This window comes from Streptomyces sp. GB4-14 (assembly GCF_022696125.1).
Classification (GTDB): Bacteria; Actinomycetota; Actinomycetes; order Streptomycetales; family Streptomycetaceae; genus Streptomyces; species Streptomyces werraensis.
The window spans coordinates 1347160-1371943 of sequence record NZ_RZHO01000002.1; the positions used below are offsets into that span (position 1 = coordinate 1347160).

General features: G+C 72.1%; 23 protein-coding genes. 6 read left to right on the forward strand and 17 right to left on the reverse strand.

Features of this window, described 5'->3' with window-relative positions:
- Positions 1 to 213: 213 nt before the first annotated feature.
- Both ELQ39_RS07225 and ELQ39_RS07230 read right to left on the reverse strand, forming a co-directional pair.
- The gene (locus ELQ39_RS07225; protein ID WP_225640353.1) at positions 214 to 1542 is read right to left on the reverse strand and encodes a class I SAM-dependent RNA methyltransferase; all 1329 of its coding nucleotides are present in this window, start codon (positions 1540 to 1542) and stop codon (positions 214 to 216) included.
- A gap of 69 nt (positions 1543 to 1611) precedes the next feature.
- A complete protein-coding gene (locus ELQ39_RS07230) occupies positions 1612 to 3657 on the reverse strand; it encodes an APC family permease (RefSeq protein WP_242591425.1) in 2046 nt (681 codons plus the stop codon).
- Positions 3658 to 4354: 697 nt separating this feature from the next.
- Here ELQ39_RS07230 and ELQ39_RS07235 point away from each other — a divergent pair.
- Positions 4355 to 5026, forward strand: coding sequence for a potassium channel family protein (locus ELQ39_RS07235; RefSeq protein WP_190001076.1), 672 nt, complete (start codon positions 4355 to 4357; stop codon positions 5024 to 5026).
- Positions 5026 to 5694: a potassium channel family protein gene (locus ELQ39_RS07240; protein WP_037930094.1), complete on the forward strand. Its 669-nt coding sequence runs from the start codon at positions 5026 to 5028 to the stop codon at positions 5692 to 5694. The genes ELQ39_RS07235 and ELQ39_RS07240 overlap by 1 nt, the downstream gene beginning before the upstream one ends.
- Positions 5695 to 5751: 57 nt before the next feature.
- Here the strand turns inward: ELQ39_RS07240 and ELQ39_RS07245 are convergent, their stop codons facing one another.
- The 9 genes from ELQ39_RS07245 to ELQ39_RS07285 form a co-directional block, all read right to left on the reverse strand.
- Entirely contained in the window at positions 5752 to 6522 is a 771-nt protein-coding gene (locus tag ELQ39_RS07245; RefSeq protein ID WP_190001075.1) for a DUF3159 domain-containing protein, read from the reverse strand.
- 3 nt (positions 6523 to 6525) lie between these two features.
- Positions 6526 to 6924, reverse strand: a complete 399-nt coding sequence (locus ELQ39_RS07250) for an OB-fold nucleic acid binding domain-containing protein (protein WP_190001074.1) — start codon at positions 6922 to 6924, stop codon at positions 6526 to 6528.
- A gap of 66 nt (positions 6925 to 6990) precedes the next feature.
- On the reverse strand, positions 6991 to 7668 hold the full coding sequence (locus ELQ39_RS07255) for a response regulator (RefSeq protein ID WP_190001073.1): 678 nt from the start codon (positions 7666 to 7668) through the stop codon (positions 6991 to 6993).
- On the reverse strand, positions 7665 to 10211 hold the full coding sequence (locus ELQ39_RS07260) for an ATP-binding protein (RefSeq protein ID WP_225640354.1): 2547 nt from the start codon (positions 10209 to 10211) through the stop codon (positions 7665 to 7667). The genes ELQ39_RS07255 and ELQ39_RS07260 overlap by 4 nt, the downstream gene beginning before the upstream one ends.
- Positions 10212 to 10343: 132 nt before the next feature.
- Entirely contained in the window at positions 10344 to 11036 is a 693-nt protein-coding gene (locus ELQ39_RS07265; protein ID WP_242591426.1) for an ABC transporter ATP-binding protein, read from the reverse strand.
- Positions 11037 to 11102: 66 nt separating this feature from the next.
- Complete coding sequence (locus ELQ39_RS07270) at positions 11103 to 12314, reverse strand: alginate lyase family protein (protein ID WP_242591427.1); 1212 nt, start codon at positions 12312 to 12314, stop codon at positions 11103 to 11105.
- A gap of 240 nt (positions 12315 to 12554) precedes the next feature.
- A complete protein-coding gene (locus tag ELQ39_RS07275) occupies positions 12555 to 13307 on the reverse strand; it encodes a DUF3710 domain-containing protein (RefSeq protein WP_190001069.1) in 753 nt (250 codons plus the stop codon).
- A 1-nt stretch (position 13308) separates the two neighbouring features.
- A complete protein-coding gene (gene dut, locus ELQ39_RS07280; protein WP_225640356.1) occupies positions 13309 to 13866 on the reverse strand; it encodes a dUTP diphosphatase in 558 nt (185 codons plus the stop codon).
- Positions 13863 to 14447, reverse strand: a complete 585-nt coding sequence (locus ELQ39_RS07285; protein ID WP_242591428.1) for a PaaI family thioesterase — start codon at positions 14445 to 14447, stop codon at positions 13863 to 13865. The genes dut and ELQ39_RS07285 overlap by 4 nt, the downstream gene beginning before the upstream one ends.
- A gap of 92 nt (positions 14448 to 14539) precedes the next feature.
- Between ELQ39_RS07285 and ELQ39_RS07290 the strand changes: the two genes are divergently transcribed.
- Entirely contained in the window at positions 14540 to 15010 is a 471-nt protein-coding gene (locus tag ELQ39_RS07290) for a DUF3093 family protein (RefSeq protein WP_190001066.1), read from the forward strand.
- 27 nt (positions 15011 to 15037) lie between these two features.
- On the opposite strand, the gene ELQ39_RS07295 is transcribed toward ELQ39_RS07290, so the two are convergent.
- From ELQ39_RS07295 to ELQ39_RS07310, 4 genes are all read right to left on the reverse strand, one after another.
- Complete coding sequence (locus ELQ39_RS07295; RefSeq protein WP_242591429.1) at positions 15038 to 15982, reverse strand: hypothetical protein; 945 nt, start codon at positions 15980 to 15982, stop codon at positions 15038 to 15040.
- A 13-nt stretch (positions 15983 to 15995) separates the two neighbouring features.
- Positions 15996 to 16292, reverse strand: a complete 297-nt coding sequence (locus ELQ39_RS07300) for a DUF4193 domain-containing protein (protein WP_003993510.1) — start codon at positions 16290 to 16292, stop codon at positions 15996 to 15998.
- 392 nt (positions 16293 to 16684) lie between these two features.
- Complete coding sequence (locus tag ELQ39_RS07305) at positions 16685 to 17929, reverse strand: sensor histidine kinase (protein WP_190001064.1); 1245 nt, start codon at positions 17927 to 17929, stop codon at positions 16685 to 16687.
- Positions 17930 to 17938: 9 nt separating this feature from the next.
- Positions 17939 to 18592 carry a response regulator transcription factor gene (locus tag ELQ39_RS07310; RefSeq protein ID WP_003993508.1) on the reverse strand — a complete coding sequence of 218 codons (654 nt, stop codon included), beginning with the start codon at positions 18590 to 18592 and terminating at the stop codon, positions 17939 to 17941.
- Positions 18593 to 19032: 440 nt separating this feature from the next.
- On the opposite strand from ELQ39_RS07310, the gene ELQ39_RS07315 reads away from it, so the two are divergent.
- Positions 19033 to 19206 (forward strand): hypothetical protein, encoded by a 174-nt coding sequence (locus ELQ39_RS07315; protein ID WP_190001063.1) that lies wholly within the window; start codon positions 19033 to 19035, stop codon positions 19204 to 19206.
- A 657-nt stretch (positions 19207 to 19863) separates the two neighbouring features.
- Here ELQ39_RS07315 and ELQ39_RS07320 read toward each other — a convergent pair.
- Positions 19864 to 20673, reverse strand: a complete 810-nt coding sequence (locus ELQ39_RS07320; RefSeq protein WP_190001062.1) for an inositol monophosphatase family protein — start codon at positions 20671 to 20673, stop codon at positions 19864 to 19866.
- Between the two features lie 8 nt (positions 20674 to 20681).
- Positions 20682 to 21809, reverse strand: coding sequence for a ferrochelatase (locus tag ELQ39_RS07325; protein ID WP_225625005.1), 1128 nt, complete (start codon positions 21807 to 21809; stop codon positions 20682 to 20684).
- Between the two features lie 150 nt (positions 21810 to 21959).
- On the opposite strand from ELQ39_RS07325, the gene ELQ39_RS07330 reads away from it, so the two are divergent.
- Positions 21960 to 23198 (forward strand): MFS transporter, encoded by a 1239-nt coding sequence (locus ELQ39_RS07330; RefSeq protein ID WP_242591430.1) that lies wholly within the window; start codon positions 21960 to 21962, stop codon positions 23196 to 23198.
- Positions 23158 to 24477: a D-arabinono-1,4-lactone oxidase gene (locus ELQ39_RS07335; protein WP_242591431.1), complete on the forward strand. Its 1320-nt coding sequence runs from the start codon at positions 23158 to 23160 to the stop codon at positions 24475 to 24477. The genes ELQ39_RS07330 and ELQ39_RS07335 overlap by 41 nt, the downstream gene beginning before the upstream one ends.
- Positions 24478 to 24784 lie beyond the last annotated feature (307 nt).

The following is a 24784-nucleotide window of genomic DNA, read 5'->3' on the forward strand; positions in this document are numbered from 1 at the left end:
AGCGGCTACGAGACTCCTCCGGCATGCGCTCCGTCGTCACCGATGGGCCGGGCGACGTCATGACCGATCACCGGCTTGCGCCCTTCGCGTAAGCCGGCTGTCGGCTGTCCGCTCGACCTGTTTTCCTCCGTACAGCGGGTCCGGGCACACCCACTGCTTGTTCAAACAGGCCTGACCTGCGATGACGACCCACCTGAGCCGCGCAACCGCCGGTCAGACGTCCTTCGCGGCCTTTTCGAGAATCGCCACGCACTCCACGTGATGCGTCATCGGGAACAGGTCGAACACCCGCAGCGTCCGCACCTTGTAGCCGCCGTCCCGGAAGTACGCGAGGTCACGGGCCAGGGCGGCCGGGTCGCAGGCGACGTAGGCGATGCGGCGGGCGCCCAGGGAGGAGAGGTGCTCGACGGTCCTGCGGCCGGCGCCCGCGCGGGGCGGGTCGAGGACGACCAGGTCGACCTCGGTGATGCCGGTGCGCGGCAGGACCGACTCGACCTTGCCCTGCTCGATCCGCACGCGCGGGAAGTCGGCCAGGTTGTGCCGGGCGTCCTCCACCGCGCGCTTGCCGGACTCGATGCCGAGGACGGCGCCCTGCTCGCCCACCCGGTCGGCCAGCGCGCCGGCGAACAGGCCGACGCCGCAGTACAGGTCGAGCGCCATGTCGCCCTTGCGCGGCAGCAGGCCCTGCATGACCGCGGTGACGAGGGTGTCGGCGGCCTTCGGGTGGACCTGCCAGAAACCGCCGTTGCCGACCCGGTAGGTGCGGCCGTCGGCGCGCTCGCGGACGAAGGGGCGGCCGTGCACGCGGTGCACCTGGCCGTTGCGCTCGTCGATGCGCAGCACCGAGACGGGGCGGTCCAGTTCGACCAGCGGGAGACGGGCGCCGGGCTTCGGCGTCAGGACGACCTGCCGGTCCTGGGAGCCGGTCGCGGCGATCGCCTCGACCGAGTCCATGCCGGTCCAGTCCCGCTTCTCGATGCCCAGCTCGCTGACGCCCTCCGCGGCGATCAGGCAGTGGTCGATCGGCTCGACCTCGTGCGAGCGGTGCCGGCGCAGTCCCGCGCGGCCGTCCGCGGTCACCGCGTACTGCACACGCGTGCGCCAGGACGGGACCTGGCCCGCGGGCACCTTGTCGCCCTCGGCGGGCATCACCGTGCCGTCCCAGCCGGCCTCCTCGGGCGTCAGCCCGGCCAGCCGCTGGAGCTGCTCGGCGACGACCTCGCCCTTGAGCCGCCGCTGCGCGCCCGGCTTGGCGTGCTGCCAGTCACAGCCGCCGCAGCGGCCGGGGCCCGCGAACGGGCAGGGGGCGTCGATGCGGTCCTTGGACGCCTCCAGCACCGTCACCGCGTCGGCGCGCAGGAACCGCGCGCCCTCCTCGCCCTCGGTGACGCGGGCGACGACCCGTTCACCGGGCAGCGCGTGCCGCACGAAGAGGACCTGCCCCTCCGACGTACGGGCGATGCAGTGGCCGCCGTGGGCGACGGGGCCGATCTCGACCTCGTACTCCTCCCCCACCAGTGATTTCCTCGGTTCTGCCTGCATGGCGGGGTGACTCCACAACATCGGGTACGGGCGGGCGGGCCTGACGGCCCGGGACAACAGCCCACCAGTCTACGTGCGCGGCGAGCTGTCCTTCGCCCGCTCGGCGGGTCCCCGTCGCACCGAGCCGGGCGCGGTCCAGTCCTGCCGCTTGCGGGCGCGCAGTTTCGCCGCCTCGGAGGACTCCAGCTGGTACGGCACCGAGGTGACCATCACGCCCGGTGTGAACAGCAGCCGGCCCTTGAGCCGCAGCGCGCTCTGGTTGTGGAGGAAGTGCTCGTACCAGTGGCCGACCACGTACTCCGGGATGATCACGGAGACCACGTCGCGCGGCGACTGCGCGCGCAGGCTCTTGACGTACTCGATCACCGGGCGGGTGACCTCCCGGTACGGGGAGTCGAGCACCTTCAGGGGGACGTCGATGTCGCGCCGCTCCCACTCGTCGCGCAGCGCCCTGGTCTCCTCGGCGTCCACGTTGACGCTGAGCGCCTCCAGGGTGTCGGAGCGCAGCAGCTTGGCGTAGGCGAGGGCGCGCAGGGCGGGGCGGTGCACCTTGGAGACCAGGACGACGGAGTGGACCCGGGAGGGCCGCACGCTGTCGTCGGTCGGGGTACCCGGCGCCGCGATCTCCTCGGCGACCCGGTCGTAGTGCCTGCGGATCGCCGTCATGGTCGCGTAGAAGATGCACATGCCGAGCAGCGCGACCCAGGCGCCGTGGGTGAACTTGGTGAGCAGCACGACGACCAGCACCAGGCCGGTGAAGAAGGCGCCGAAGGCGTTGATGGCCCGGGAGCGGACCATGCGGCGGCGCGCGGCCGGGTCCTTCTCCGCGCCGAGCAGCCGGTTCCAGTGCCGCACCATGCCGGTCTGGCTGAGCGTGAAGGACACGAAGACGCCGACGATGTAGAGCTGGATCAGCCGGGTGGAGTCGGCGCCGTAGACCCACACCAGCAGTCCGGCGGCGCCCGCGAGCAGCACGATGCCGTTGGAGAAGGCGAGGCGGTCGCCGCGCGTGTGGAGCTGGCGGGGGAGGTAGCGGTCCTGGGCGAGGATCGAGCCGAGCAGCGGGAAGCCGTTGTAGGCGGTGTTCGCGGCGAGGAACAGCACCAGCGCGGTGGCGGCGGCGAGAACGATGAACAGCAGGCTGCCGTGACCGAACACGGCCTCGGCGACCTGGGAGATCACCGGGTCCTGGACGTAGTCGGGGCCGAGGGGGGCTCCGTCGTGGATCAGGTCCTTGGCGGGGTTCTCGGCCATGCGGACGTCCGTGGCCATGGCCAGCCCGATGATGCCGCAGAACATGGTGACGGCGAGCAGACCCATCATGGCGAGCGTGGTCGCCGCGTTCCGCGACTTGGGCTTGCGGAAGGCCGGTACGCCGTTGGAGATCGCCTCGACGCCGGTGAGCGCGGCGCAGCCGGAGGAGAAGGCGCGCAGCAGCAGGAAGACCAGCGCGAAGCCGGCCAGCCCGGGGTGTTCGGGTTTGATCTCGAAGTCGGCGGTCGGCGCGCGCATGTCGTCGCCGAGGACGACCCCGCGGAAGGCGCCCCACGCGATCATGAGGAAGACGCCGGCGACGAAGACGTACGTGGGGATCGCGAAGAGTGTGCCCGACTCCTTGACACCCCGCAGATTCATCAGCGTCAGCAGCACGATCACGCCGATCGCGCAGGCCACCTTGTTCTCGACGACGAAGGGGACCGCGGAGCCGAGGTTCTCGATGCCGGAGGAGATCGACACGGCGACCGTGAGGACGTAGTCGACGAGCAGGGCGCTCGCGACCGTCAGGCCGGCCTTCGGCCCGAGGTTGGTGGTGGCCACCTCGTAGTCGCCGCCGCCGCTGGGGTAGGCGTGCACGTTCTGCCGGTAGGACGCGACCACGGTGAACATCAGCACGACGACCGCGACGGCGATCCAGGGGCTGAAGTGGTACGCCGACAGGCCCGCGATGGACAGGACCAGCAGCACCTCGCCGGGCGCGTACGCCACGGAGGACAGCGGGTCGGAGGCGAAGACGGGGAGTGCGACGCGCTTCGGCAGGAGCGTCTCGCCCAGCCGGTCGCTGCGAAGTGCGCGCCCGATGAGGATGCGTTTGGGCACGTCGGTCAGTTTGGACACAAGTGTGGATCGTAAGCCGTCCGGCGACGTGTGGCGCACCCGCCACCCCCGATCCATACGACATCCATACGGCCGCTGCCCTCAGGGTGAAAAGTCGGGGCGCCGGGGTGCGGACTGGGCAGGCCGGGGGAGGCCCATGCCTGTACGACCACATGCCCGGCCGTTGTCGCCACGTCTCGTGGAGGGTCCCATGCACACGACCGCAGAACTGATCGGCGCAGCGGCCGGGCTCGTCGTTCTCGGCGTCCTGGCCATCGCCAGCGTGCGCAGCATCACGCGCCGCTAGGGCCTGGATGCCTGCCCGCGCTCCCCGGACCTGCCCGGGGCGCCGGTCGGACGGTACGCGTTCGATGCGCATCGTCGTGGGTTGCTCGCGCAGTTCCCCGCGCCCCTGCGGGTGCGTCCACCGCAGTACCCGCATGGGAGCGGGGAACTGCGCGCGTGGGTCCGGGACGCGGCCCGGGAACACCCTCCGCCGCGCCCGCACACCCCCTGCCGCCGGTGACGGCGCCCCCCGCGTACCGTCGGTCACGGCGGACAGGACGCCCCCGAGGGGCGTCAGGGTCCGCGGACCCCGGCATGATGTTGCCTGGCGGCCGCCAACAGGCCGCGACGTGTTGCCTGGCGAGCCGAAAGAGAGACATGAGCACGAAGGTCATGAAGGTCGCACGGCCTGCAGGAAGCGCGGTGTAACGCGATGCATATCGTCATCATGGGCTGCGGCAGGGTCGGTTCCGCCCTGGCCCAGGCCCTGGAGGAACAAGGGCACACGATCGCCGTGGTCGACCAGGACCCCACCGCGTTCCGCCGGCTGGGCTCCTCGTTCGGCGGCCGCCGGGTCACCGGCGTCGGCTTCGACCAGGACACCCTGCGCGAGGCGGGCATCGAGGACGCCGGCGCCTTCGCCGCCGTGTCCAGCGGCGACAACTCCAACATCATCGCCGCCCGGGTGGCCCGCGAGATGTTCGGCATCGAGAACGTCGCCGCCCGCATCTACGACCCCCGGCGCGCGGAGGTGTACCAGCGGCTCGGCATCCCGACGGTCGCCACGGTCCGGTGGACCGCCGACCAGATGCTGCGCCGGCTGCTCCCCTCGGGCGCCGAGCCGCTGTGGCGCGACCCCACCGGCGGGGTGCAGCTCGCGGAGGTGCACACCTCCCCGGCATGGGTGGGGCACCGCATCTCCCGGCTGCAGGACGAGACGGGCGTGCGGGTCGCGTTCCTCACCCGGCTCGGCGAGGCCATCCTGCCCAGCTCGCAGACGGTGTTGCAGGAGGGTGACCTGGTGCATGTGATGATGCGCACGGACGAGATCGACCGGGTCGAGGCGGCCTTCGCCAAGGGGCCCGATGAGGAGGGCGGTCGCTGATGAGGGTCGCCATTGCCGGAGCCGGAGCGGTCGGCCGCTCGATCGCGGGCGAGCTGCTGGAGAACGGCCACGAGGTCCTGCTGATCGACAAGGCCCCGACCGCGATCTCGGTGGAGCGCGTCCCGCAGGCGGAGTGGCTGCTCGCCGACGCCTGCGAGATCACGTCCCTGGACGAGGCGGCGCTCCAGCGCTGCAACGTCGTCATCGCCGCGACCGGCGACGACAAGGTCAACCTGGTGGTGTCGCTGCTGGCGAAGACCGAGTACGGCGTGCCCCGCGTCGTCGCCCGGGTGAACAACCCGAAGAACGAGTGGCTGTTCAACGAGTCGTGGGGCGTGGACGTCGCCGTCTCCACGCCGCGTCTGATGTCGGCGCTGGTGGAGGAGGCGGTCAGCGTCGGCGACCTGGTCCGGCTGCTGCGCTTCAGCCACGGCGACGCCAACCTGGTGGAGCTGACCCTGCCGGAGGAGTCCGCGCTGGCCGGCACCCAGGTCGGGGACGTGGAGTGGCCGCAGGACACCTCGCTGGTCACGATCATCCGCGGCACGCGGGTGCTGACGCCGACCCGCGAGGACTCCCTGGAGGCCGGCGACGAGCTGCTCTTCGTGGCCGCGCAGGCCCGTGAGGAGCAGCTGGAGGACCTGCTCTCGGTCCGCAAGGAGTCGTAACAGCGAGACGTGAGGGGCGCCCGGAGACATCCGGGCGCCCCTCACACGTGCAGGGACTCAGGACCGGCGGTGCCGGCCTGCCGGCGCCCCTTCGCCCTCCTCCGCGGCGGCGGCCTTCCGCTCCTCCTCCGCGCGCTCCTCCGCCTCCATCTCGGCGAAGACGTCGATCGGCGGCGGGGCCTTCGCCAGGAACACCCAGGTCAGGTAGACGGCGAGCAGGAACGGCGGGATCTTCAGCGCCACCAGCACCCAGCCGAGCTGGGTGGTGTCCGCCCACCAGTACAGCGGGAAGAGGATCGCGCACTTGGCGAGCAGGATCAGGCCCCAGGCCCAGCTGGCCTTGGTGTACGCCTTCTTGCGGCCCGGGTTCCTGGTGCGCCAGGAGAGGTTCTCCTTGAACACCGGGCCCAGCATCAGGCCGATCAGCGGGACGCCCGCCATCGCCGTGACGATGTACGCCACGGCCAGGCCCAGCGTGTACAGCATGCCCGGCAGGTAGAAGTCCTTGGCGTTGCCGGTCATCATCGCGAAGACCACGCCGAAGCCGACGCCGAAGACGCCGCTGAACGCGTGCTTCACGGTGTCCCTGCGGGCCAGCCGGACCACGACCATGACGAGCGCCACGCCGAGCGCCGCGAGCGCGGACATGTGCAGGTTCTTGTTGACCGTGTAGATGCTGACGAAGAGCAGCCCCGGCAGCACCGTCTCGACCATGCCCCGGACACCGCCGAACGCCTCGAACAGGGCCGCTTCCGTCACCGCCCGGGCGTCGTCCGCGGACGTGTCCGCGGAGGTCTCTTCGGTTGTCGGCTTGTCGAGCGACGTCACCGGCTACTCCCGTCCGAGGGGTCTCAGTTCGTATTTCGGATTGAACAGCACCCGGCGACCACGGCTCATGCCGATCCGGCCCGATGCGATCAGCTTGCGCCCCGGCTCTATCCCCGTGATCGAGCGCCTGCCGAGCCACACCACGTCCAGCGCGGCCGAGCCGTCGAACAGCTCGGCCTCCAGAGCCGGCACTCCCGCGCGTGGCCGCTGCGTGACCGTGCGCAAGGTACCAGTAACCGTGACGATCTCGCGGTCCTGGCAGTCACCTATCCGCGTGCAACCGGCGGTCGCGGCGTCCTCACGCAGCTCCTCCGACTCCAGGTCCTCCTGGGAGGACGAGAGCCGGTCGAGCATGCGGCGGAACCGGCCTGCCGGCTTCTCGGACCGAGGAACAGCACTCATATCTGAAGCGTACCGGGGTGCACTGACGGTTACGTACCCCCTGCTTCCCCGATCCGAACGGCCCCGTCACTTCTCGAAGCGGTAGCCCATGCCGGGCTCGGTGATGAGGTGTCTCGGCCGCGACGGGTCCGCCTCCAGCTTGCGGCGCAGCTGCGCCATGTAGACCCGCAGGTAGTTGGTCTCCGTCCCGTACGACGGTCCCCACACCTCCCTCAGCAGCTGCCTCTGCCCCACCAGCCGGCCCCCGGCGCGCACCAGCGCCTCCAGCAGATGCCACTCGGTGGGCGTGAGCCGTACGTCACGTCCGTCGCGGTGGACCTTCTTCGCGGCGAGGTCCACGGTGAACGCCTCGGTCTCCACGACCACGTCTCCCCCGTCGGCGGGTTCCGCGCGCCGTACGGCGGCCCGCAGCCGGGCGAGCAGTTCGTCCATGCCGAAGGGCTTGGTGACGTAGTCGTCGGCGCCGGCGTCCAGCGCCTGGACCTTCTCGCCCGAGGCGTGCCGCGCGGACAGCACCAGGATCGGGACCCGGCTCCACGCGCGCAGCCGCCGGATGACGTCGACGCCGTCCGTGTCGGGCAGGCCCAGGTCGAGGACCACCACGTCGGGGTGGCGGGCGGCGGCCGCGCGCAGGGCGCCCGCCCCGTCCTCGGCGGAGTCCACCTCGTACTGCCGGGCCCTGAGGTTGATCACCAGGGCCCGCACGATGGCCGGGTCGTCGTCGACCACCAGTACCCGGGTCATGAGGCTCGCCTTTCGTTCGGAGCGGTCACGCGGCCGTCCTCCGGCGAGGCGCCCGTCGCGTGCAGGGTCAGGGTCATGGTGAGGCCGCCACCGGGCGTGTCGTCGGCGTTCAGGGTGCCGCCCATGGCCTCGGTGAAGCCGCGGGCGACCGCCAGGCCCAGGCCGACGCCGGCGCCGCGCGGGGCGTCCCCGTGCCGCTGGAACGGCGCGAAGATGCGCTCCTTCGCCTCGTCGGGGACGCCGGGGCCGCGGTCGACGACCCGTACCTCGACCCGGCCGGCGAGGGCACTGGCGGCGACCAGCACCTTCTCCCCCGGCGGGCTGTACTTCACGGCGTTCTCGACCACGTTGGCCATGGCCCGCTCCAGCAGTCCGGGGTCGGCGTCGACCATGGGCAGGGTCTCGGGGACGTCCAGGACGACGCTGTCCTCGGGCACCCCGCCGAGGGCGCGCGGCACCACCTCGTCCAGGTCGGTGCCGCGCATCAGCGGGGTGACCGTGCCGGTGTGCAGGCGGGACATGTCGAGCAGGTTGCCCACCAGGTGGTCCAGGCGGTCCGCGCCGTCCTCGATGCCCTCCAGCAGCTCGGCGCGGTCCTCGTCGGACCATTCGACGTCCTCGGAGCGCAGGGAGGAGACGGCCGCCTTGATCCCGGCCAGCGGGGTGCGCAGGTCGTGGCTGACGGCGGCGAGGAGCGCGGTGCGGATGCGGTTGCCCTCGGCGAGGGCGAGCGCGCGGTCGGCCTGCTCGCGCAGCCGCCGCCGGTCCAGGACGACGGCGGCCTGCGCGGCGAAGGCGGCCAGCACCCTGCGGTCCTCGGCGGGCGGCACCCGGCCGGTCAGCGCCAGCGCCATGTGGTCGCCGACCGGCACCTCGACGTCGGCGTCCTCGGGCCGTTCGACCGGGCGGCCCCGGCCCACCCGGCCCGCGCAGGTCCACGGCTCGACGTCCCCGGCGCGTTCCAGCAGCGCGGCGGACTCCATGCCGAAGGTCTCCCGGACCCGCTCCAGCAGGTCCTCGAGTCCGGTCTCGCCGCGCAGCACGTTGCCCGCGAGGAACGAAAGGATCTCCGACTCGGCGCGCAGCCGGGCCGCCTGCTGGGTGCGCCGGGCCGCGAGGTCGACCACGGACGCGACCGAGGCGCCGACCGCGACGAAGACGACGATGGCGACGATGTTCCGCGGGTCGGCGACGGTCCAGGTGTGCAGGGGCGGGGTGAACAGGAAGTTGAGCAGCAGGGAGCCGACCGCCGCCGAGGCGAGGGCCGGCGCAAGACCGCCGAGGAGCGCCGCGGCCACCGTCACCGCCAGGAACATCAGCATGTCGATGGCGAGCCCCGGGTCGAAGGCGTTGAGCAGCATCGCCAGGAGGACGGGCCCCGCCGTGCCGACCGCCCACCCCCAGGCGAGCCGCAGCCGTCCCAGCGGCGCGCCCCGGGTGACGGGCAGTCCGCGGCCCTTGGCGGCCTCCTCGTGGGTGACGATGTGCACGTCCAGGTCGGGTCCGCAGTCGCGGGCGACGGTGGCGCCGACGCCGGGGCCGAAGACGTACTGCCAGGTGCGGCGGCGGGAGGAGCCCAGCACGATCTGGGTGGCGTTGGCGCCGCGCGCGAAGTCCAGCAGCGCGGCGGGTATGTCGTCGCCGACGACGTGGTGGAAGCTGCCGCCGAGGTCCTCCACGAGGGTGCGCTGGGCGGCCAGTTCGCCGGGCGAGGCGGAGGTGAGGCCGTCGCTGCGGGATATGTACACGGCGAGCAGCTGTCCGCCGGCGCCCTTCTCCGCGAGCCGCGCGGCCCGCCGGATGAGGGTGCGGCCCTCGGGCCCGCCGGTCAGCCCGACCACGATCCGCTCGCGCGAGCCCCAGATCGCCGAGACGGCGTGCTCGCTGCGGTAGCGCTGGAGGTGGGCGTCGACCCGGTCGGCGACCCACAGCAGGGCGAGCTCGCGCAGGGCGGCGAGGTTGCCGGGGCGGAAGTAGCTGGAGAGGGCCGCGTCCACCTGGTCGGGCTGGTGGATGTTGCCGTGCGCCATGCGCCGGCGCAGCGCCTCGGGTGTCATGTCGACGAGTTCGACCTGGTCGGCGCGGCGCACCACCTCGTCCGGCACGGTCTCCGGCTCCCGTACGCCGGTGATGGACTCCACGATGTCGCCCAGCGACTCCAGGTGCTGGATGCCGACGGTGGACAGCACGTCGATCCCGGCGGCCAGCAGCTCCTCCACGTCCTGCCAGCGCTTGGCGTTGCGCGAGCCGGGCGCGTTGGTGTGGGCGAGCTCGTCGACCAGGGCGACGCGGGGGCGGCGGGCGAGGACGGCGTCGAGGTCCATCTCGGCCACGGTCACGCCGCCCTGCTCCAGCCGCCGGTACGGGACCTTCTCCAGACCCGGCAGCAGGGCCTCGGTGCGGGGCCTGCCATGCGTCTCGGCGAAGGCGACGACGCAGTCGGTGCCCCGTTCCAGGCGGCGGTGCGCCTCGGCGAGCATCGCGTAGGTCTTGCCCACACCCGGCGCGGCGCCGAGGTGGATCCGAAGCTTGCCGCGTCCCATGGCCCCATTGTCTTCCGGTCGTGCTCCTCGCGGAGTCGACCCTAGGCCGCCGCGCGCGGCGGCCGGGCGGCGGGCGGGGGCGCGGGGTCCGACCTTGACGCAACCCTGACGCGCGCGCCGGGCGCCGGCCGGTCAGTGCTCGATGATCCGCCCGTCGCTCAGTTCGAGGACCCGGTCGGCCAGGTCGAGCAGGGTGGTGTCGTGGGTGGCGACGAGCGCGGTGACGTTCTCGCTGCGGACGACGGCGCGCAGCAGCTCCATCACGGCGTGCCCGGTCTCGGCGTCGAGCTGGCCGGTGGGCTCGTCGGCGACGAGCAGGGAGGGGTTGTTGGCGAGTGCGCGGGCGATGGCGACCCGCTGCTGCTGGCCGCCGGACAGCTCGCCGGGCCGCTGGGCGGCGTGGTCGGCGAGGCCGACGAGGGACAGCAGCAGCTCGACGCGCTCCTCGCGCTCGCGGGGGTCCGTGCCGCGCAGCCGCAGCGGGACGCCGACGTTCTCGGCGGCGCTGAGGATGGGGATGAGGCCGAAGGACTGGAAGACGAAGCCGACGTGGTCGCGGCGCAGGGCGAGCAGGGCGTCCTCGTCGAGGTCCGCGAGGTCGCGGCCGTCCACGTCGACCCGTCCGCGGTCGGGGGTGTCCAGGCCGCCGACGATGTTCAGCAGGGTGGTCTTGCCGGATCCCGAGCGTCCCTTGAGGGCGACGAGTTCGCCGCGCGGGACCTCGAAGGAGACGCCGCGCAGCGCGTGGACGGCGGCGGCGCCGCTGCCGTACGACTTGTGCACGTCCTCGACGCGCACCATGGCGCCGGTGATCGTCCGTCCCATGTGGATGCCCCTCCCCCGTGAACCGGGCGCCAGTATCGCCGTCCGACGCCCGGTGGATCAACAGAATCAGGCGGGGTTGTCCCCGTGGGTGAGGGTCTCCCAGGCGACGAACAGGTTGTCGGTGCCGGAGGGACGGGTGCGCTCGGTCAGCGCCTGGGTGTTGGTCATGGCGAAGCCGAGACGGTTGTGCAGGGCGTTGTAGCCGACCTCGGTGACCGGGCCGAGGCCGAGGTGCAGGGAGCCTCCGCACAGCCAGCCGGGCACGGGCTCGCCCTGCTCGTACTTCGCCTGGAAGCCGAGCGCGTGCCGCAGCCGCTCGCCGACGTCGGTGCCGTAGAGGTCCTGGCCCTGGATGCGGCTGGTCTCGGCGACGTGCGAGATGGAGGAGATGCCGTAGCCGGTGTGCGTGAAGTCGCGGCAGGTCTCCTGGGTGAGGCCGGTGACGAAGGTGGACTGGTTCTGCCAGTACCGGACGATCTTGTCGCGGGTGTCGAGGTTCTGGCTGGGGACGGTCTTCGGCAGGGGCCCGTCGGAGGCCAGGTAGACGTAGGCGGCGGTACGGGTGCGGAACGTGGCCATCGCCTTGTCGTACGAGGCGCGGTCCTCCAGGAAGACGGAGATGCCGACGGCGGCCTCCATCATCGTCAGTTCCCAGTTCCCGTTGGAGTGGGAGCCGTTGATGATCTCGGGCAGGTAGACGTCGCGCAGCACGGTGGCGAAGCGGCCCTGGTTGGGCCAGCCGCCGGTGTAGGTGTGCTTGACGATCTCGGCGGCCTTGGCCCAGGAGGAGCCTGCCCAGCCGGTCTGCAGGGGCGCGTTGCTGTTGGTGTGGTCGCGGATGACGGCCGACCAGGCGTCCATGAGCTGGATGGCCTTGGTGGCGTGGCGTGCGTCGCGGGTGACGTACCACATGAGGGCCTGGGTGTACGCGGCGATCGCGTCCTCGCGCTCGTCGGTGCAGCCGAGGTTGGGGTTGGAGTACGAGCCGCACTCCACGACCGCGCGGGGCTTCGGCGTGCGGTTCAGGTCGGCGTACTTGCTCGCCGCCATGCGGTCGTAGGCGCCCTTCCAGGGCTGGGCGCCGGCCAGCACCTTGCTCCGGGCGAAGTCGAGCTGGCCCTTGGAGACGGTGACTCCGGGGTGCGTGAAGGTGGCGGGGGCGGCCTCGGCGGGCTTGGCGCCGGGGCGGAGGACGAGGGTGCCGACGAGGGCGGTGGTCAGGAGTGCGAACAGGGCGGCGCGGCCGCAGCGGAGACGACGGGGGCGTGAAGCGGACATGTGGGGGCCATCCGTTCCCGTACATGAACAGTGGGCGTCCCTTTGAACACCCGAACTGATCCGGGACGTTAGGTCCAGACCAATAGCGCGTCAAGGCCGCGCGCACAGGCTTCGTCCTCGACCGCCGGACCGGCTGGAAACAGCCCCTCCGGCGGTCGGGGGGCGGAGCCCCGGAAAACACGACGGCCCGCGGAAACCGGCCGCGAACGACCGGCCCCGCGGGCCGACGAGGAAACAGCGCTAGCGCACTTCGGTGATCTCGGGTCCCCGCTGCAGCCGGCTCATCCCGCCCGCGAACCGCGACCCTTCCTCCTGCTGCACGTTCTCCGGCACCATCTGCGCGTCGTTCGGCAGCTTGAGGACGATCGGATCACGCGGAGCCATGGGTCCGTCCCCGCGCACCACGACCGTGTCCCGGAAGATCTGCTCCAGCAGACCCGCCGCCTGCGGCTGCACCGCACCCTGACCGGAGATCACTCCGCGCAGGAACCAGCGGGGGCCGTCCACACCGACGAACCGCACGACCTGGAAGCCGCCGGTGCCGTCCGGCAGCTGCACCGGCACCTGGGCGCGCAGCTCCCAGCCCAGCGGACCCTCGACCTCGTCGATGATGCCGCCCTGCTGGGTGATGCCGGCGGCGATCTCCTCGCGCACCTCGCCCCAGATGCCCTCGCGCTTGGGCGCGGCGAAGGCCTGCAACTGGATGGCGCTGTCCTGCAGCACGACGGTGGCCGCGACGATCGCGTCGCCCGCGACCTCCACACGCAGTTCCATGCCGTCCACACCGGGCACGAACAGACCGCCCAGATCGACCCGGCCCTCGCCGGGCTCGCGGACCTCGGAGCTGTCCCAGGGCCCGTCGGGCCGGGGCGCGGGCTCCAGCCTCACGCGCGCGCTCTCCGCGTCCGCCTCCGCGTCGACACCGTCGACGACCTGCTCGGCCTCGCCGGCCGCACCGTCGGCGGCATCCCTCTTCTTGCGACGTCCGAACACGTCACTGTCCTTCCCGGTCGGATACGACCGAAGCGTATCGATTCCCACCCGCTGTACCGCCCTCGGCGGCCTGAACGCTTGTGCCGCTCTTACCTTCCACCGCGGCGTGGCCGCCGGTGGATCCGAAGCCCCCCTCGGCCCGGGCCGATGCGGGCAGCTGCGCGACCGACACGAAGCGCACCCTCTCGACCTGTTGGACGACCAGTTGGGCAATCCGGTCGAAGCGCTCGAACCGCACGGACTCGCGCGGGTCGAGATTCACCACGATCACCTTGATCTCCCCACGGTACCCGGCATCAATCGTCCCCGGGGCATTCACCAGGGCGACGCCGCAGCGGGCGGCAAGGCCGGAGCGCGGGTGCACGAATGCCGCGTACCCCTCCGGGAGCGCGACAGACACCCCGGTGGGCAGCACGGCCCGCTCCCCCGGAGCCAGCTCACAGGCCTCGGTGGTCCGCAGATCGGCCCCCGCGTCGCCGGGGTGCTCGTACGCCGGAAGCGGTACGTCCGGGTCGACGCGCCGGATGAGCACCTCGAGCGCTCCGCGGCCGGCGGTCACGGGTTCACCTCGAAGGCGCGGGCCCGGCGGACCTGGTCGGGGTCCTCCATGGCGGCCTGGATCTCCTCCTGGCGGCCGTGGTCGATGAAGTGGTCCACCTTGACCTCGATGAACAGGGCGTCCGCGCGGACGGCGACCGGTCCGTCGGGGCCGCCGATTTGCCCGGTGGCGGTGCAGTAGATCTTCCGTCCCGCCACGGCGGTCACCTCGGCCTTGAGGTGCAGCACGGTGCCGACGGGCACGGGCCGGACGAAGTCGGTCTCCAGCCGTCCGGTGACAGCGATGGTGCGGAGCAGCCAGTTCAGCGAGCCGAGCGTCTCGTCGAGGGCGGTGGCCAGCACGCCGCCGTGGGCGAGTCCGGGGGCGCCCTGGTGCGCGGGCTGCACGGTGAACTCGGCGGTGATCGACACGCCTTCGCCGGCGCGCGCCTGGAGGTGCAGCCCGTGGGGCTGTCCGTCGCCGCAGCCGAAGCACTGCCCGTAGTGGGCGCCGAGGAGCTCGCCCGGTGCGGGGGCGTCGGGGTGGCGCACGGGCGGCACGGCGTCGGCGGGGGGCTGAAGAGCTGCGGAATCACCACTCACAGCCGCAGACCTTACCCGCCCGCCGGGAGGCGGCCGAGCATGCGTCCGCCCTGGCGCGGGACCCCCGCGGGAAGCGTGCCAAGCTTGGCCTCATGCAGCTTTCCGCCGCCCCGTACGAAGAACGCCTCACCGCTCCCCGCTCCTGGTGGTTCCTGTGCCTCCTGGCCGGGGTCTCCTTCGCGCTGATCATGCTGCCGTTCGGCACCCTGCCGATGCTGGCCGGGCTGGCCGGCGCCGCCGCCGCGGCGGCGGTCGTGGTGAGCGCGTACGGCTCGGTGCGGATCCGGGTCGTGAACGGTCATCTGATCGCGGGCGAGGCGAAGATCCCGGCGTCGGCGCTGGGTGACGCGGAGGTGCTGGACGCCGAGGAGGCGCGCGCCTGGCGCGGCCCGAAGGCCGACCCGCGCGCGTTCATGCTGCTGCGCGCGTACGTCCCCGGCGCGCTGCGCGTGACGGTCACGGACCCGGAGGACCCCACTCCGTACGTCTTCCTGTCCACCCGTGAGCCCGAGCGGCTGGCGCAGGCGCTCCGGGCGGCGAGGGACGGGGCGGACGCGTCGTAGAGGCCCGTCCCGGGGTCCCCGGGCGGGTCACCGGGGGCCGTCGTCCTTCCGGTGGCGGTCGGCCTTCATGTCGAGTTCCAGCGCGTGCTCGGGGAGGGCGTCGGCGGGGCGCTCCAGTGCCGGGAGCGTGGGCAGTTCGTCCCAGGGGACCTGGACCTTGCGCAGGTCGTCCCGGATGCGGGCGGCGAGCTTTCTGGTGTCACGCCGGTTCATCACGGCGCCCACGGCCGCTCCCACGAGGAACGGCATCAGGTTCGGCAGGTTGCGCACCGTGCGTTTCATGATCCGCTGGCGCAGTTCGCGCTTCATGCGGCTGTTCAGCGCGGCGCTGACGGTGGAGGGCCTGGTCGCCTCGATGCCGCGCTCCTGGGACCAGGAGTTGAGGTAGACGGTGCTGCGCTGGGCGAGGGTGCCGGCGGGCCGTACGCCGTAGACCTCGTGCAGTTCGGCGATCAGCTTGAGCTCGATCGCGGCGACGCCGGTGACCTCGGCGGCCAGCTCCGTCGGCATCGCCGGCGGCACGGGCATCATCGCGGCCGCTCCGACGCCTGCCCCGACCGTCGCGGTGGCCTTCGCGGCGCCCGCCACGAGCTTGTCGGCGATCTCCTCGGGCCCGAGCCCGGGGAACTGCTCCCGCAGCGTCGCGAGGTCCCGTACGGGCACACGCGGGGCGATGTCGATGATCCGGTCGGCGAGGTGCGCCAGACCCGCGCGGGCGCGTGCTCCGCCCTTGCGGACGCCTTCCAGGGCCTTCTCCCGGACGACGGCGGTGCGTCTGCGCGCCATGGGCGCGGTGACCTCCACGGACACCGGGAGGTCACCCCGGCCGGCCGGCGCTTCGAGCGAGGCCGCCCCGTCACCGGTCCAGCCTCGCTCGGGATCACGCGTGTCGTGCTGTGGGTCCTCGGTGGACCCTTGGTCCGCTCCCCTCGAGAAGAAGCGGCGCTTCCGCGGTGGGGTCGAGCCAGTCACGGCCGACCCCGCCTCAGTCGCAGTCGCGGCAGATCGGCTGGCCGTTCTTCTCGCGGGCCAGCTGGCTGCGGTGGTGCACCAGGAAGCAGCTCATGCAGGTGAACTCGTCCTGCTGCTTGGGCAGGACCCGGACGGCCAGCTCTTCGTTCGAGAGGTCCGCTCCGGGCAGTTCCAGGCCTTCGGCGGCCTCGAACTCGTCGACGTCCACGGCCGAGGCCGACTTGTCGTTCCGCCGGGCCTTCAGCTCTTCCAAGCTGTCCGAGTCGACGTCGTCGTCGGTCTTGCGTGGAGTGTCGTAGTCGGTAGCCATGTCGCTCTCCCCCTCTGGGTGTATGCGGTGTCTCCAGCGCACGTAACGCGTGAGAGGCCGGACTTGTGCCCGACCTGAGGCGGAGATTTTGCCTCACATCAAGGTCTGTTACTCAATCGACACCCAACCGGACTCCTCATGAGTGATCGGCTTGGATGGCGATGGGGACCGTACACGGTCCCGATGCCGCACTACAAAGGCACCTCACCGTGTACTTCCCGTGAACAGGACGCCTGAAAACCGGGACTTTTCCGGCCTTCCGGCGGGATTCATGATCACGGAGAGTAGATGGCCGAATCGGCGCGCCTGTGATCGATCACACATGAATTCGATTGCGGAGGCGCCCGGGAATTCCGCCCAAAACGAACACGGATCAGCAGCGGGGCATGATGTCAGATCGGAAGGGTGACACGCATCACGAGTCCTCCGCCCTCCCTCGGCTGCGCGTAGATGTGCCCGCCGTGCGCCCGGGCGACCGACCTCACGATGGACAGACCCAGTCCTACGCCCTTGTCGCTGCCCGTCCGCTCGGTGCGCAGCCTGCGGAACGGCTCGAAGAGGTTCTCCACCTCGTACGCGGGGACGACCGGGCCGGTGTTGGACACCACGAGAACCGCCTGGCCGTGCTGGACGTCCGTCGTCACCTCCACCCAGCCGTCCTCCGGGACGTTGTACCGCACGGCGTTCTGCACCAGGTTCAGGGCGATCCGCTCCAGCAGCACGCCGTTGCCCTGGACCACGGCGGGGCGGCGCCTGCCGCGGATCGTCACGTGCCGGGCCTCCGCCTCGGCGGCGACCTGGTCGATGGCCTGGCCGGCCACCTCCGCGAGGTCCACGGGGCCCCGCTCCACGATCTGGTTGTCGCTCCGGGCGAGCAGCAGCAGGCCCTCCACGAGCTGCTCACTGCGCTCGTTGGTGGCCAGCAGGGTCTTGCCGAGCTGCTGGAGCTCCACCGGCGCGTCCGGGTCGGAGAGGTGCACCTCGAGCAGCGTGCGGTTGATCGCCAGCGGGGTGCGCAGCTCGTGCGAGGCGTTCCCCACGAAGCGCTGCTGGGCGGTGAACGCACGCTGGAGCCGCTCCAGCATGTCGTCGAAGGTGTCGGCCAGCTCCTTCAGCTCGTCGTCCGGACCGTCCAGCTCGATCCGGCGGGACAGGTCCGAGCCCGCCACCGCGCGGGCGGTGCGGGTGATCCGGCCCAGCGGCGACAGCACGCGTCCGGCCATGGCGTAGCCGAAGGCGAAGGCGATGACGGCGAGGCCGAGCAGGGCCAGCAGGGAGCGGCTGAGCAGATTGTCCAGGGCGACCTGGCGCTGGTCGTCGATGCACTCGCTGATCGCGTTGTTGAACTCGGTCAGCGAGAGGTTGCCGTCGGCGATGCCCGGACAGTCGTTGCTGGAGACCTTCAGGCCGTCGAAGTCGACGATCTTGAACAGCGGCTGGCTGCCGGTGCGCAGGGCCTGCGCGGCGAGCAGGTAGATGATCGACAGCAGCAGGATGCCGGCGATCAGGAACATGCCGCCGTACAGCAGCGTGAGCCGTATGCGGATGGTCGGACGCAGCCACGGCATCGGCGTGGGCGACCGGGGGTCCCAGGTGGGCTTGGGGGGCGCGGTGGGGGGCGCGGGAGTGGAAGCCATGGTCGGTGATCAGATCCGGTATCCGGAGCCGGGCACGGTCACGATGACCGGCGGCTCGCCCAGCTTGCGGCGCAGGGTCATGACGGTCACGCGGACCACGTTGGTGAACGGGTCGGTGTTCTCGTCCCAGGCCTTCTCCAGCAGCTGCTCCGCCGAGACCACGGCGCCCTCGCTGCGCATGAGGACCTCCAGCACGGCGAACTCCTTCGGCGCGAGCTGGACCTCCTTGCCGTCGCGGAAGACCTCGCGGCGGTTGGGGTCGAGCTTGATCCCGGCCCGCTCCAGGACGGGCGGCAGGGGCACGCTGGTCCGCCGGCCGAGCGCCCGCACGCGGGCGATGAGCTCGCTGAAGGCGAACGGCTTGGGCAGGTAGTCGTCGGCGCCGATCTCGAGCCCCTCGACGCGGTCGCTGACGTCTCCGGACGCTGTCAGCATCAGCACGCGCGTGGGCATGCCGAGCTCGACGATCTTGCGGCAGACGTCGTCGCCGTGGACGAGGGGGAGGTCGCGGTCGAGGACGACCACGTCGTAGTCGTTGACGCCGATGCGCTCCAGGGCGGCCGCACCGTCGTACACGACGTCGACGGCCATGGCCTCCCGGCGCAGTCCGGTGGCCACCGCATCGGCGAGCAGCTGCTCGTCCTCGACGACGAGTACGCGCACGTCGCTTGTCCTTCCTCATGACCCGCCCGCGGGCCGCGAGGGCGCGCATACGGGCAGGGGGTACGGGTGGGTGTTGTTGCCTCCATCCTGCCCTTTTCGGCCGTAAGTCGGCTGTAAGGCGGTCGGAGCAGGGGGTGGCCGGCGGTGCCGGGACCGGGGAACGTGCGGACGAACGGGGCGGGAATACGAGAATTTCTCGCGAGGTTAGGTTTCCGCGGGAGGGAGCTTGGGGAGGACGGGTTTACATCCCGCGATCACGCTCTGCTTGCACCGCACCACCATGCGGTGCACACGTTCCGCTTCCGCAGAGCGGGCGTGGATGTCCGGTACCGTCGCCGCCCGGCCGAGCGGCGCCGGGCATCCGCCACGGACGTGATCGTCCCTTCCGACGGCACACCCCCGTGCCACCGACCCACCGACCCAGGACGAGGGGGCGCAGCATGGACGCATTCACCGCAGGACTTCTGCAGCGCATAAAGGCGACCGAGTCCGACCTGTCGCGGGCCCGCGACGAGGGCGACGACTTCCTCGTCGACGTGGAGCAGGGCGAACTCGACGACCTGCGCCGCCTCGCGGCCGAACACGGCGTGGAAGTCGGCGCGACGAGCGTCTGACCGTCGCACAGCAACGCCCGGCGGGCCCCGGTGGATGACTCCACCGGGGCCCGCCGCCGTTCCTCGCGGGCACGCCCCCCGGACACCCAGGAGGCGCGAGACCGCCGGGCCGCCCTCACCGACACCGCGCCCGCGGCACGCGTGTTCCCCACGCGAGCCTCCCCGTCACCGGGCCGAGGCGTGGGATCACTCCCCCGGGGCGCGCCCCCGTTCCTCGCGAGAACCGCCGGCGCGCCGCCCTCACCCGCACGCGCCCGCCGCACGCACCCGTGTCCTCCGGACGAGCCGCCCGTCACCGAGCCGAGGAGCGGGGGCACACCTCCGGCGCGCGGCCGGCGGACGACACCCGGCGTCCCTGCGGGCAGCGGCACAGGGACTTGCCCCAGCAAGGCTCGCCGCCTCGGCCCCGGCTCGGTGAGCCGTCACCCGGCCGCCGGCGAGGCACGAACCGCCCCGCAGGCACCCGGCCTGCGGGGCAGCTCGTGCCTCCCGCCGACGCCCCCCGGCCCGGCTGGCCGTCGCCCCCTCGGGCCGGGATCGACCGACTTCACCGCAGACGCGGTCCGGCCCGGCCGAACCCGGCCGGAAGTCGGCCACCGTCCGGCGGCCGCTCTCGGGGGGTGCCCCCCCCGGGTGGTCGGCGGCGTCAGCCGCCTCCTACGCGCCGAACTCCTCCAGCAGGCCCAGCAGCGGCTTCAGAACGCCCGGAGACGCTGCCACCGTCAGGTCGCCGGACGGGACGCTGTCCGGGTGGCGGCCGGTCGTCAGGGCGCCCGCCTCTCGGGCTATCAGGGCGCCGGCCGCGACGTCCCACGGGTGGAGGCCGCGTTCGTAGTAGCCGTCCAGGCGGCCGGCCGCCACGTCGCACAGGTCGATCGCCGCCGAGCCGCCCCGGCGGATGTCCCGCACCAGAGGGATCAGCCGGCGGGCGACCTCGGCCTGCTGTTCGCGGACGTCGGCGACGTAGTTGAAACCGGTGGAGACCAGCGCCTGGTCCAGCGGCGGCGACGGCCGGCAGGCCAGGCGCCGCTCGCCCTCCCACGCACCCGTGGCCCACGCCCCGCCGCCGAGCACCGCGTGGTACTCCTCGCCGCGCATCGGGGCGAACACCGCGCCGGCCACGGCCACGCCGTCCTGTTCGGCCGCCACGGAGACGGCCCAGGTGGGCAGGCCGTACAGGTAGTTCACCGTGCCGTCGAGCGGATCGACGACCCAGCGGACGCCGCTGCTGCCGGCCGTGGAGGCGCCCTCCTCGCCGAGGATGCCGTCCTCCGGGCGGCGCTCGGCGATCAGTCCGGTGATCAGCTTCTCCGCCGCGAGGTCCATCTCGGTGACGACGTCGACCGAGCTGGACTTGGTGGCGGCGACCGCGAGGTCGGCCGGGCGGCCGTCGCGCAGCAGTTCACCCGCGCGCCGGGCGGCCTCCCGGGCCAGGTCCAGCAGTTCCGCGTGCAGGGGGTCGGTCACGGGGCTCCTCAGGCGTAGGGGCTGTCGGCGCCCGCGGCGGCGGGACGCGGGGCGCGGGCCGGGCAGCAGCCCACCGGGCACAGGTCGTGGCTGGGGCCGAGCGCGCCCAGGGCGCACCGGGTGACGTCCCGCCCGCTCTCGGCCGCGGCGCGCTCCAGCACCAGCTCGCGGACGGCGGCGGCGAACCGCGGGTCGTCGCCGACGGTCGCCGAGCGGCGCACCGGCAGGTCCAGCTCCTCCGCCTTGGCGGTGGCCTCGGTGTCGAGGTCGTACATGACCTCCATGTGGTCCGAGACGAAGCCGATGGGGGCCATGACGACCGCCGGGACGCCGGCGGCCTTCCGCTCCTCGAGGTGGTCGCAGATGTCGGGCTCCAGCCACGGGATGTGCGGGGCGCCGGAGCGGGACTGGTAGACGAGCTGCCACGGGTGGTCGACGCCGGTGCGCTCGCGGACGGCGTCGGCGATCAGCCGTGCCACGTCCAGGTGCTGCGCGACGTACGCGCCGCCGTCGCCGTGGGCCTCGACGGGGCCGGAGGTGTCCGCTGCGGCGGTGGGGATGGAGTGGGTGCAGAAGGCGATGTGCGCTCCGTCCCGGACGTCCTCGGGGAGTTCCGCGAGCGACCGGATCACGCCGTCGACCATGGGCTCGACGAAACCGGGGTGGTTGAAGTAGTGCCGCAGCTTGTCGATCTTCGGCAGCTCCAGCCCCTCCTTCTCCAGGGCGGCGAGCGCGTCGGCGAGGTTCTCGCGGTACTGGCGGCAGCCGGAGTAGGAGGCGTAGGCGCTGGTGGCGAGGACGAGGATGCGGCGGCGGCCGTCGCGGACCATCTCGCGGAGGGTGTCGGTGAGGTACGGCGCCCAGTTGCGGTTGCCCCAGTAGACCGGCAGGTCCAGGCCGTGCTCGGCGAAGTCCTTGCGCAAGGCGTCCAGCAGGGCGCGGTTCTGGTCGTTGATGGGGCTGACCCCGCCGAACCGGAAGTAGTGCTGCCCGACTTCCTTGAGGCGTTCCTTGGGGATGCCCCGTCCGCGCGTCACGTTCTCCAGGAACGGGACGACGTCGTCCGGGCCTTCCGGGCCGCCGAAGGAGAGCAGGAGCAGGGCGTCGTAGGGACTGGCATCGAGCACGTCAGACATGTCTCGATCCTCCCACCCGGCGCCGACAGCGGGGACGGGGGCCGGGAGTGTCGCGGGCAGAAGGTGCCGTACATCACCGGCGCAAGGGGGCGGTGTCGCCGGTAATCTGTATCGACTGCGGTAGCACCTTACTGATCTTCCGGAGACCCCGTGCCCAGCCCCTATCGCGCCCTGTTCGCCGCCCCCGGCAGCAAGGCCTTCTCCGCCGCGGGGTTCCTCGGCCGCATGCCGCTGTCCATGATGGGCATCGGCGTGGTCACGATGATCTCCCAGGTGACCGGCCGGTACGGGCTGGCGGGCGCCCTCTCGGCGACCATCGCGCTGTCCGCCGCGCTGGTCGGCCCTCAGGTGTCGCGTCTGGTGGACCAGTACGGGCAGCGCCGGGTGCTGCGCCCGGCGACGCTGGTGTCGCTGTCCGCGGTGACGGTGCTGCTGCTCGCCGTGCACTTCTCCTGGCCGGAGTGGGTGCTGTTCGCCGCGTGCGTGGGGATCGGCTGCGTGCCGAGCCTCGGCGCGATGGTCCGGGCCCGCTGGGCGGCGCTGTACCGCGGTACCCCGAGTCTGCACACCGCCTATTCGTTCGAGTCGGTGATCGACGAGGTGTGCTTCATCGTCGGCCCGATCGTCTCCATCGGGCTGTCCACGGCCTGGTTCCCGGAGGCCGGCCCGCTGCTGGCGGCCTGCTTCCTGGCGGTGGGCGTCTTCTGGCTGACCGCGCAGCGCGCCACCGAGCCGGAGCCGCACCCGCGTGAACGCAAGGGCGGCGGCTCGGCGCTGCGGTCGCGCGGTCTCCAGGTCCTGGTGGCGACGTTCGCGGCGACGGGCACGATCTTCGGCGCGGTGGACGTGGTGACGGTCGCCTTCGCCGAGGAGGAGGGACACAAGGCCGCGGCCAGCGTGGTGCTCGCCGTGTACGCCCTGGGTTCGTGCGTGGCCGGTCTGGTGTTCGGGCTGCTGCACTTCGCCGGGGCGCCCGAACGTCGGTGGCTGCTCGGCGTTTGCACCATGGCCGTGAGTATGATCCCACTCCTACTGGTCGGGAACTTGCCGTTTCTGGCCGTGGCGCTGTTCGTTGCGGGTCTGTCCATCGCTCCCACGATGATCACGACCATGTCCCTCATCGAAGAGCACGTACCTCGCGCGCAGCTCACCGAGGGGATGACCTGGGTGAGCACCGGGCTCGCGGTCGGCATCGCCCTCGGCTCCTCCGCCGGCGGCTGGGTGATCGACGCGGCCGGGGCGCGCGCCGGGTACGGGGTCCCGGCGGCAGCCGGGGTCGTCGCGGTCGCGGTCGGTTTCCTCGGGTACCGCCGGCTCAAGCGGCCGGCGCCGGGTCGGGGAGGCTACGTTGGTCGGCACGACGAGCGCGAGGAACGGCACGTGGCGTAACTGGGGAGGCACCGTCTCCGTCCGGCCGGCCCGGGAGGTCACGCCGGCCTCGGTCGACGAACTGGCCGACGCCGTGCGCCGGGCCGCCGAGGACGGGCTGCCGGTGAAGGCGGTGGGGACCGGCCACTCCTTCACCTCCATCGCCGCGACCGAGGGCCTCCTGGTACACCCTCAGCTGCTGACGGGGATACGGAGGATCGACCGGGACGCGGGCACCGTCACCGTCGAGGCGGGCACCCCGCTGAAGCGGCTCAACGCCGCCCTCGCCCGCGAGGGCCTGTCGCTGACCAACATGGGCGACATCATGGAGCAGACGGTCTCCGGCGCCACCAGCACCGGCACCCACGGCACCGGCCGTGACTCCGCCTCCATCGCTGCCCAGATCAAGGGCCTCGAACTGGTCACCGCCGACGGCTCGGTGCTCACCTGCTCCGAGAAGGAGAACCCGGACGTCTTCGCCGCCGCCCGGATCGGCCTCGGCGCCCTCGGCATCGTCACCGCCCTCACCTTCGCGGTGGAGCCGCTCTTTCTCCTCACCGCGCGCGAGGAGCCCATGACGTTCGACCGGGTGTGCGCCGAATTCGACGCGCTGCACGCCGAGAACGAGCACTTCGAGTTCTACTGGTTCCCGCACACCGGCAACACCAACACCAAGCGCAACAACCGCAGCGCGGGCCCGGAGCGCCCGGTGCCGCCGCTGCGCGGCTGGTTCGAAGACGAGTTCCTCTCCAACGGGGTCTTCCAGGTCGCCAACTGGGTGGGCCGCGCCGCCCCGCTGACGATTCCCGCCATCGCGCAGATCTCCAGCCGGGCGCTGTCCGCGCGGACGTACACCGACATCCCCTACAAGGTGTTCACCTCCCCGCGCCGGGTGCGCTTCGTGGAGATGGAGTACGCCGTGCCGCGCGACGCGCTCGTGGACACGCTGCGGGAGCTGAAGGCGATGGTGGACCGGTCCCCGCTGCGGGTGAGCTTCCCGGTCGAGGTGCGCACCGCGCCGGCCGACGACATCACCCTGTCCACGGCGTCCGGCCGGGAGAGCGCCTATGTGGCGGTCCACATGTTCAAGGGGACGCCGTACCAGCGGTACTTCACCGCCGCCGAGCGCATCTTCACCGCACACGAGGGACGACCCCATTGGGGGAAGATCCACACGCGTGACGCCGAGTACCTCTCACGGGTGTATCCGCGTTTCGGCGAGTTCGTCGCGCTGCGGGACCGGCTGGACCCGGAACGGCGGTTCCGCAACGACTACCTGCGGCGGGTTCTGGGCGCGTAGTCAGGGGCGTGCGGCCCGGCCGTAGACATTGCCTCCGTTTCCGGCGATGGCGTGAACCTCCCCACAAGTCCCGCGCGTCCGGGGGCGGATGAGTGGGGCAACGACGGCCAAGTCCCACCTCTTGCGGGAACTCGCACGGCGTGCCAATCCACGCACGTGGCCCAAATGGAGTACTGTTGCGAGCCCTGGGTCCGGACTCCCGTCAGGGTGCCCGGGTCCTCGGAGGACCGCCGGGAGGGGGCTAGTTGCACAGGGTGACGCACTTGGTCACTTAGCGTTGCGAATAGGTAACCGTGCCATAACGGCG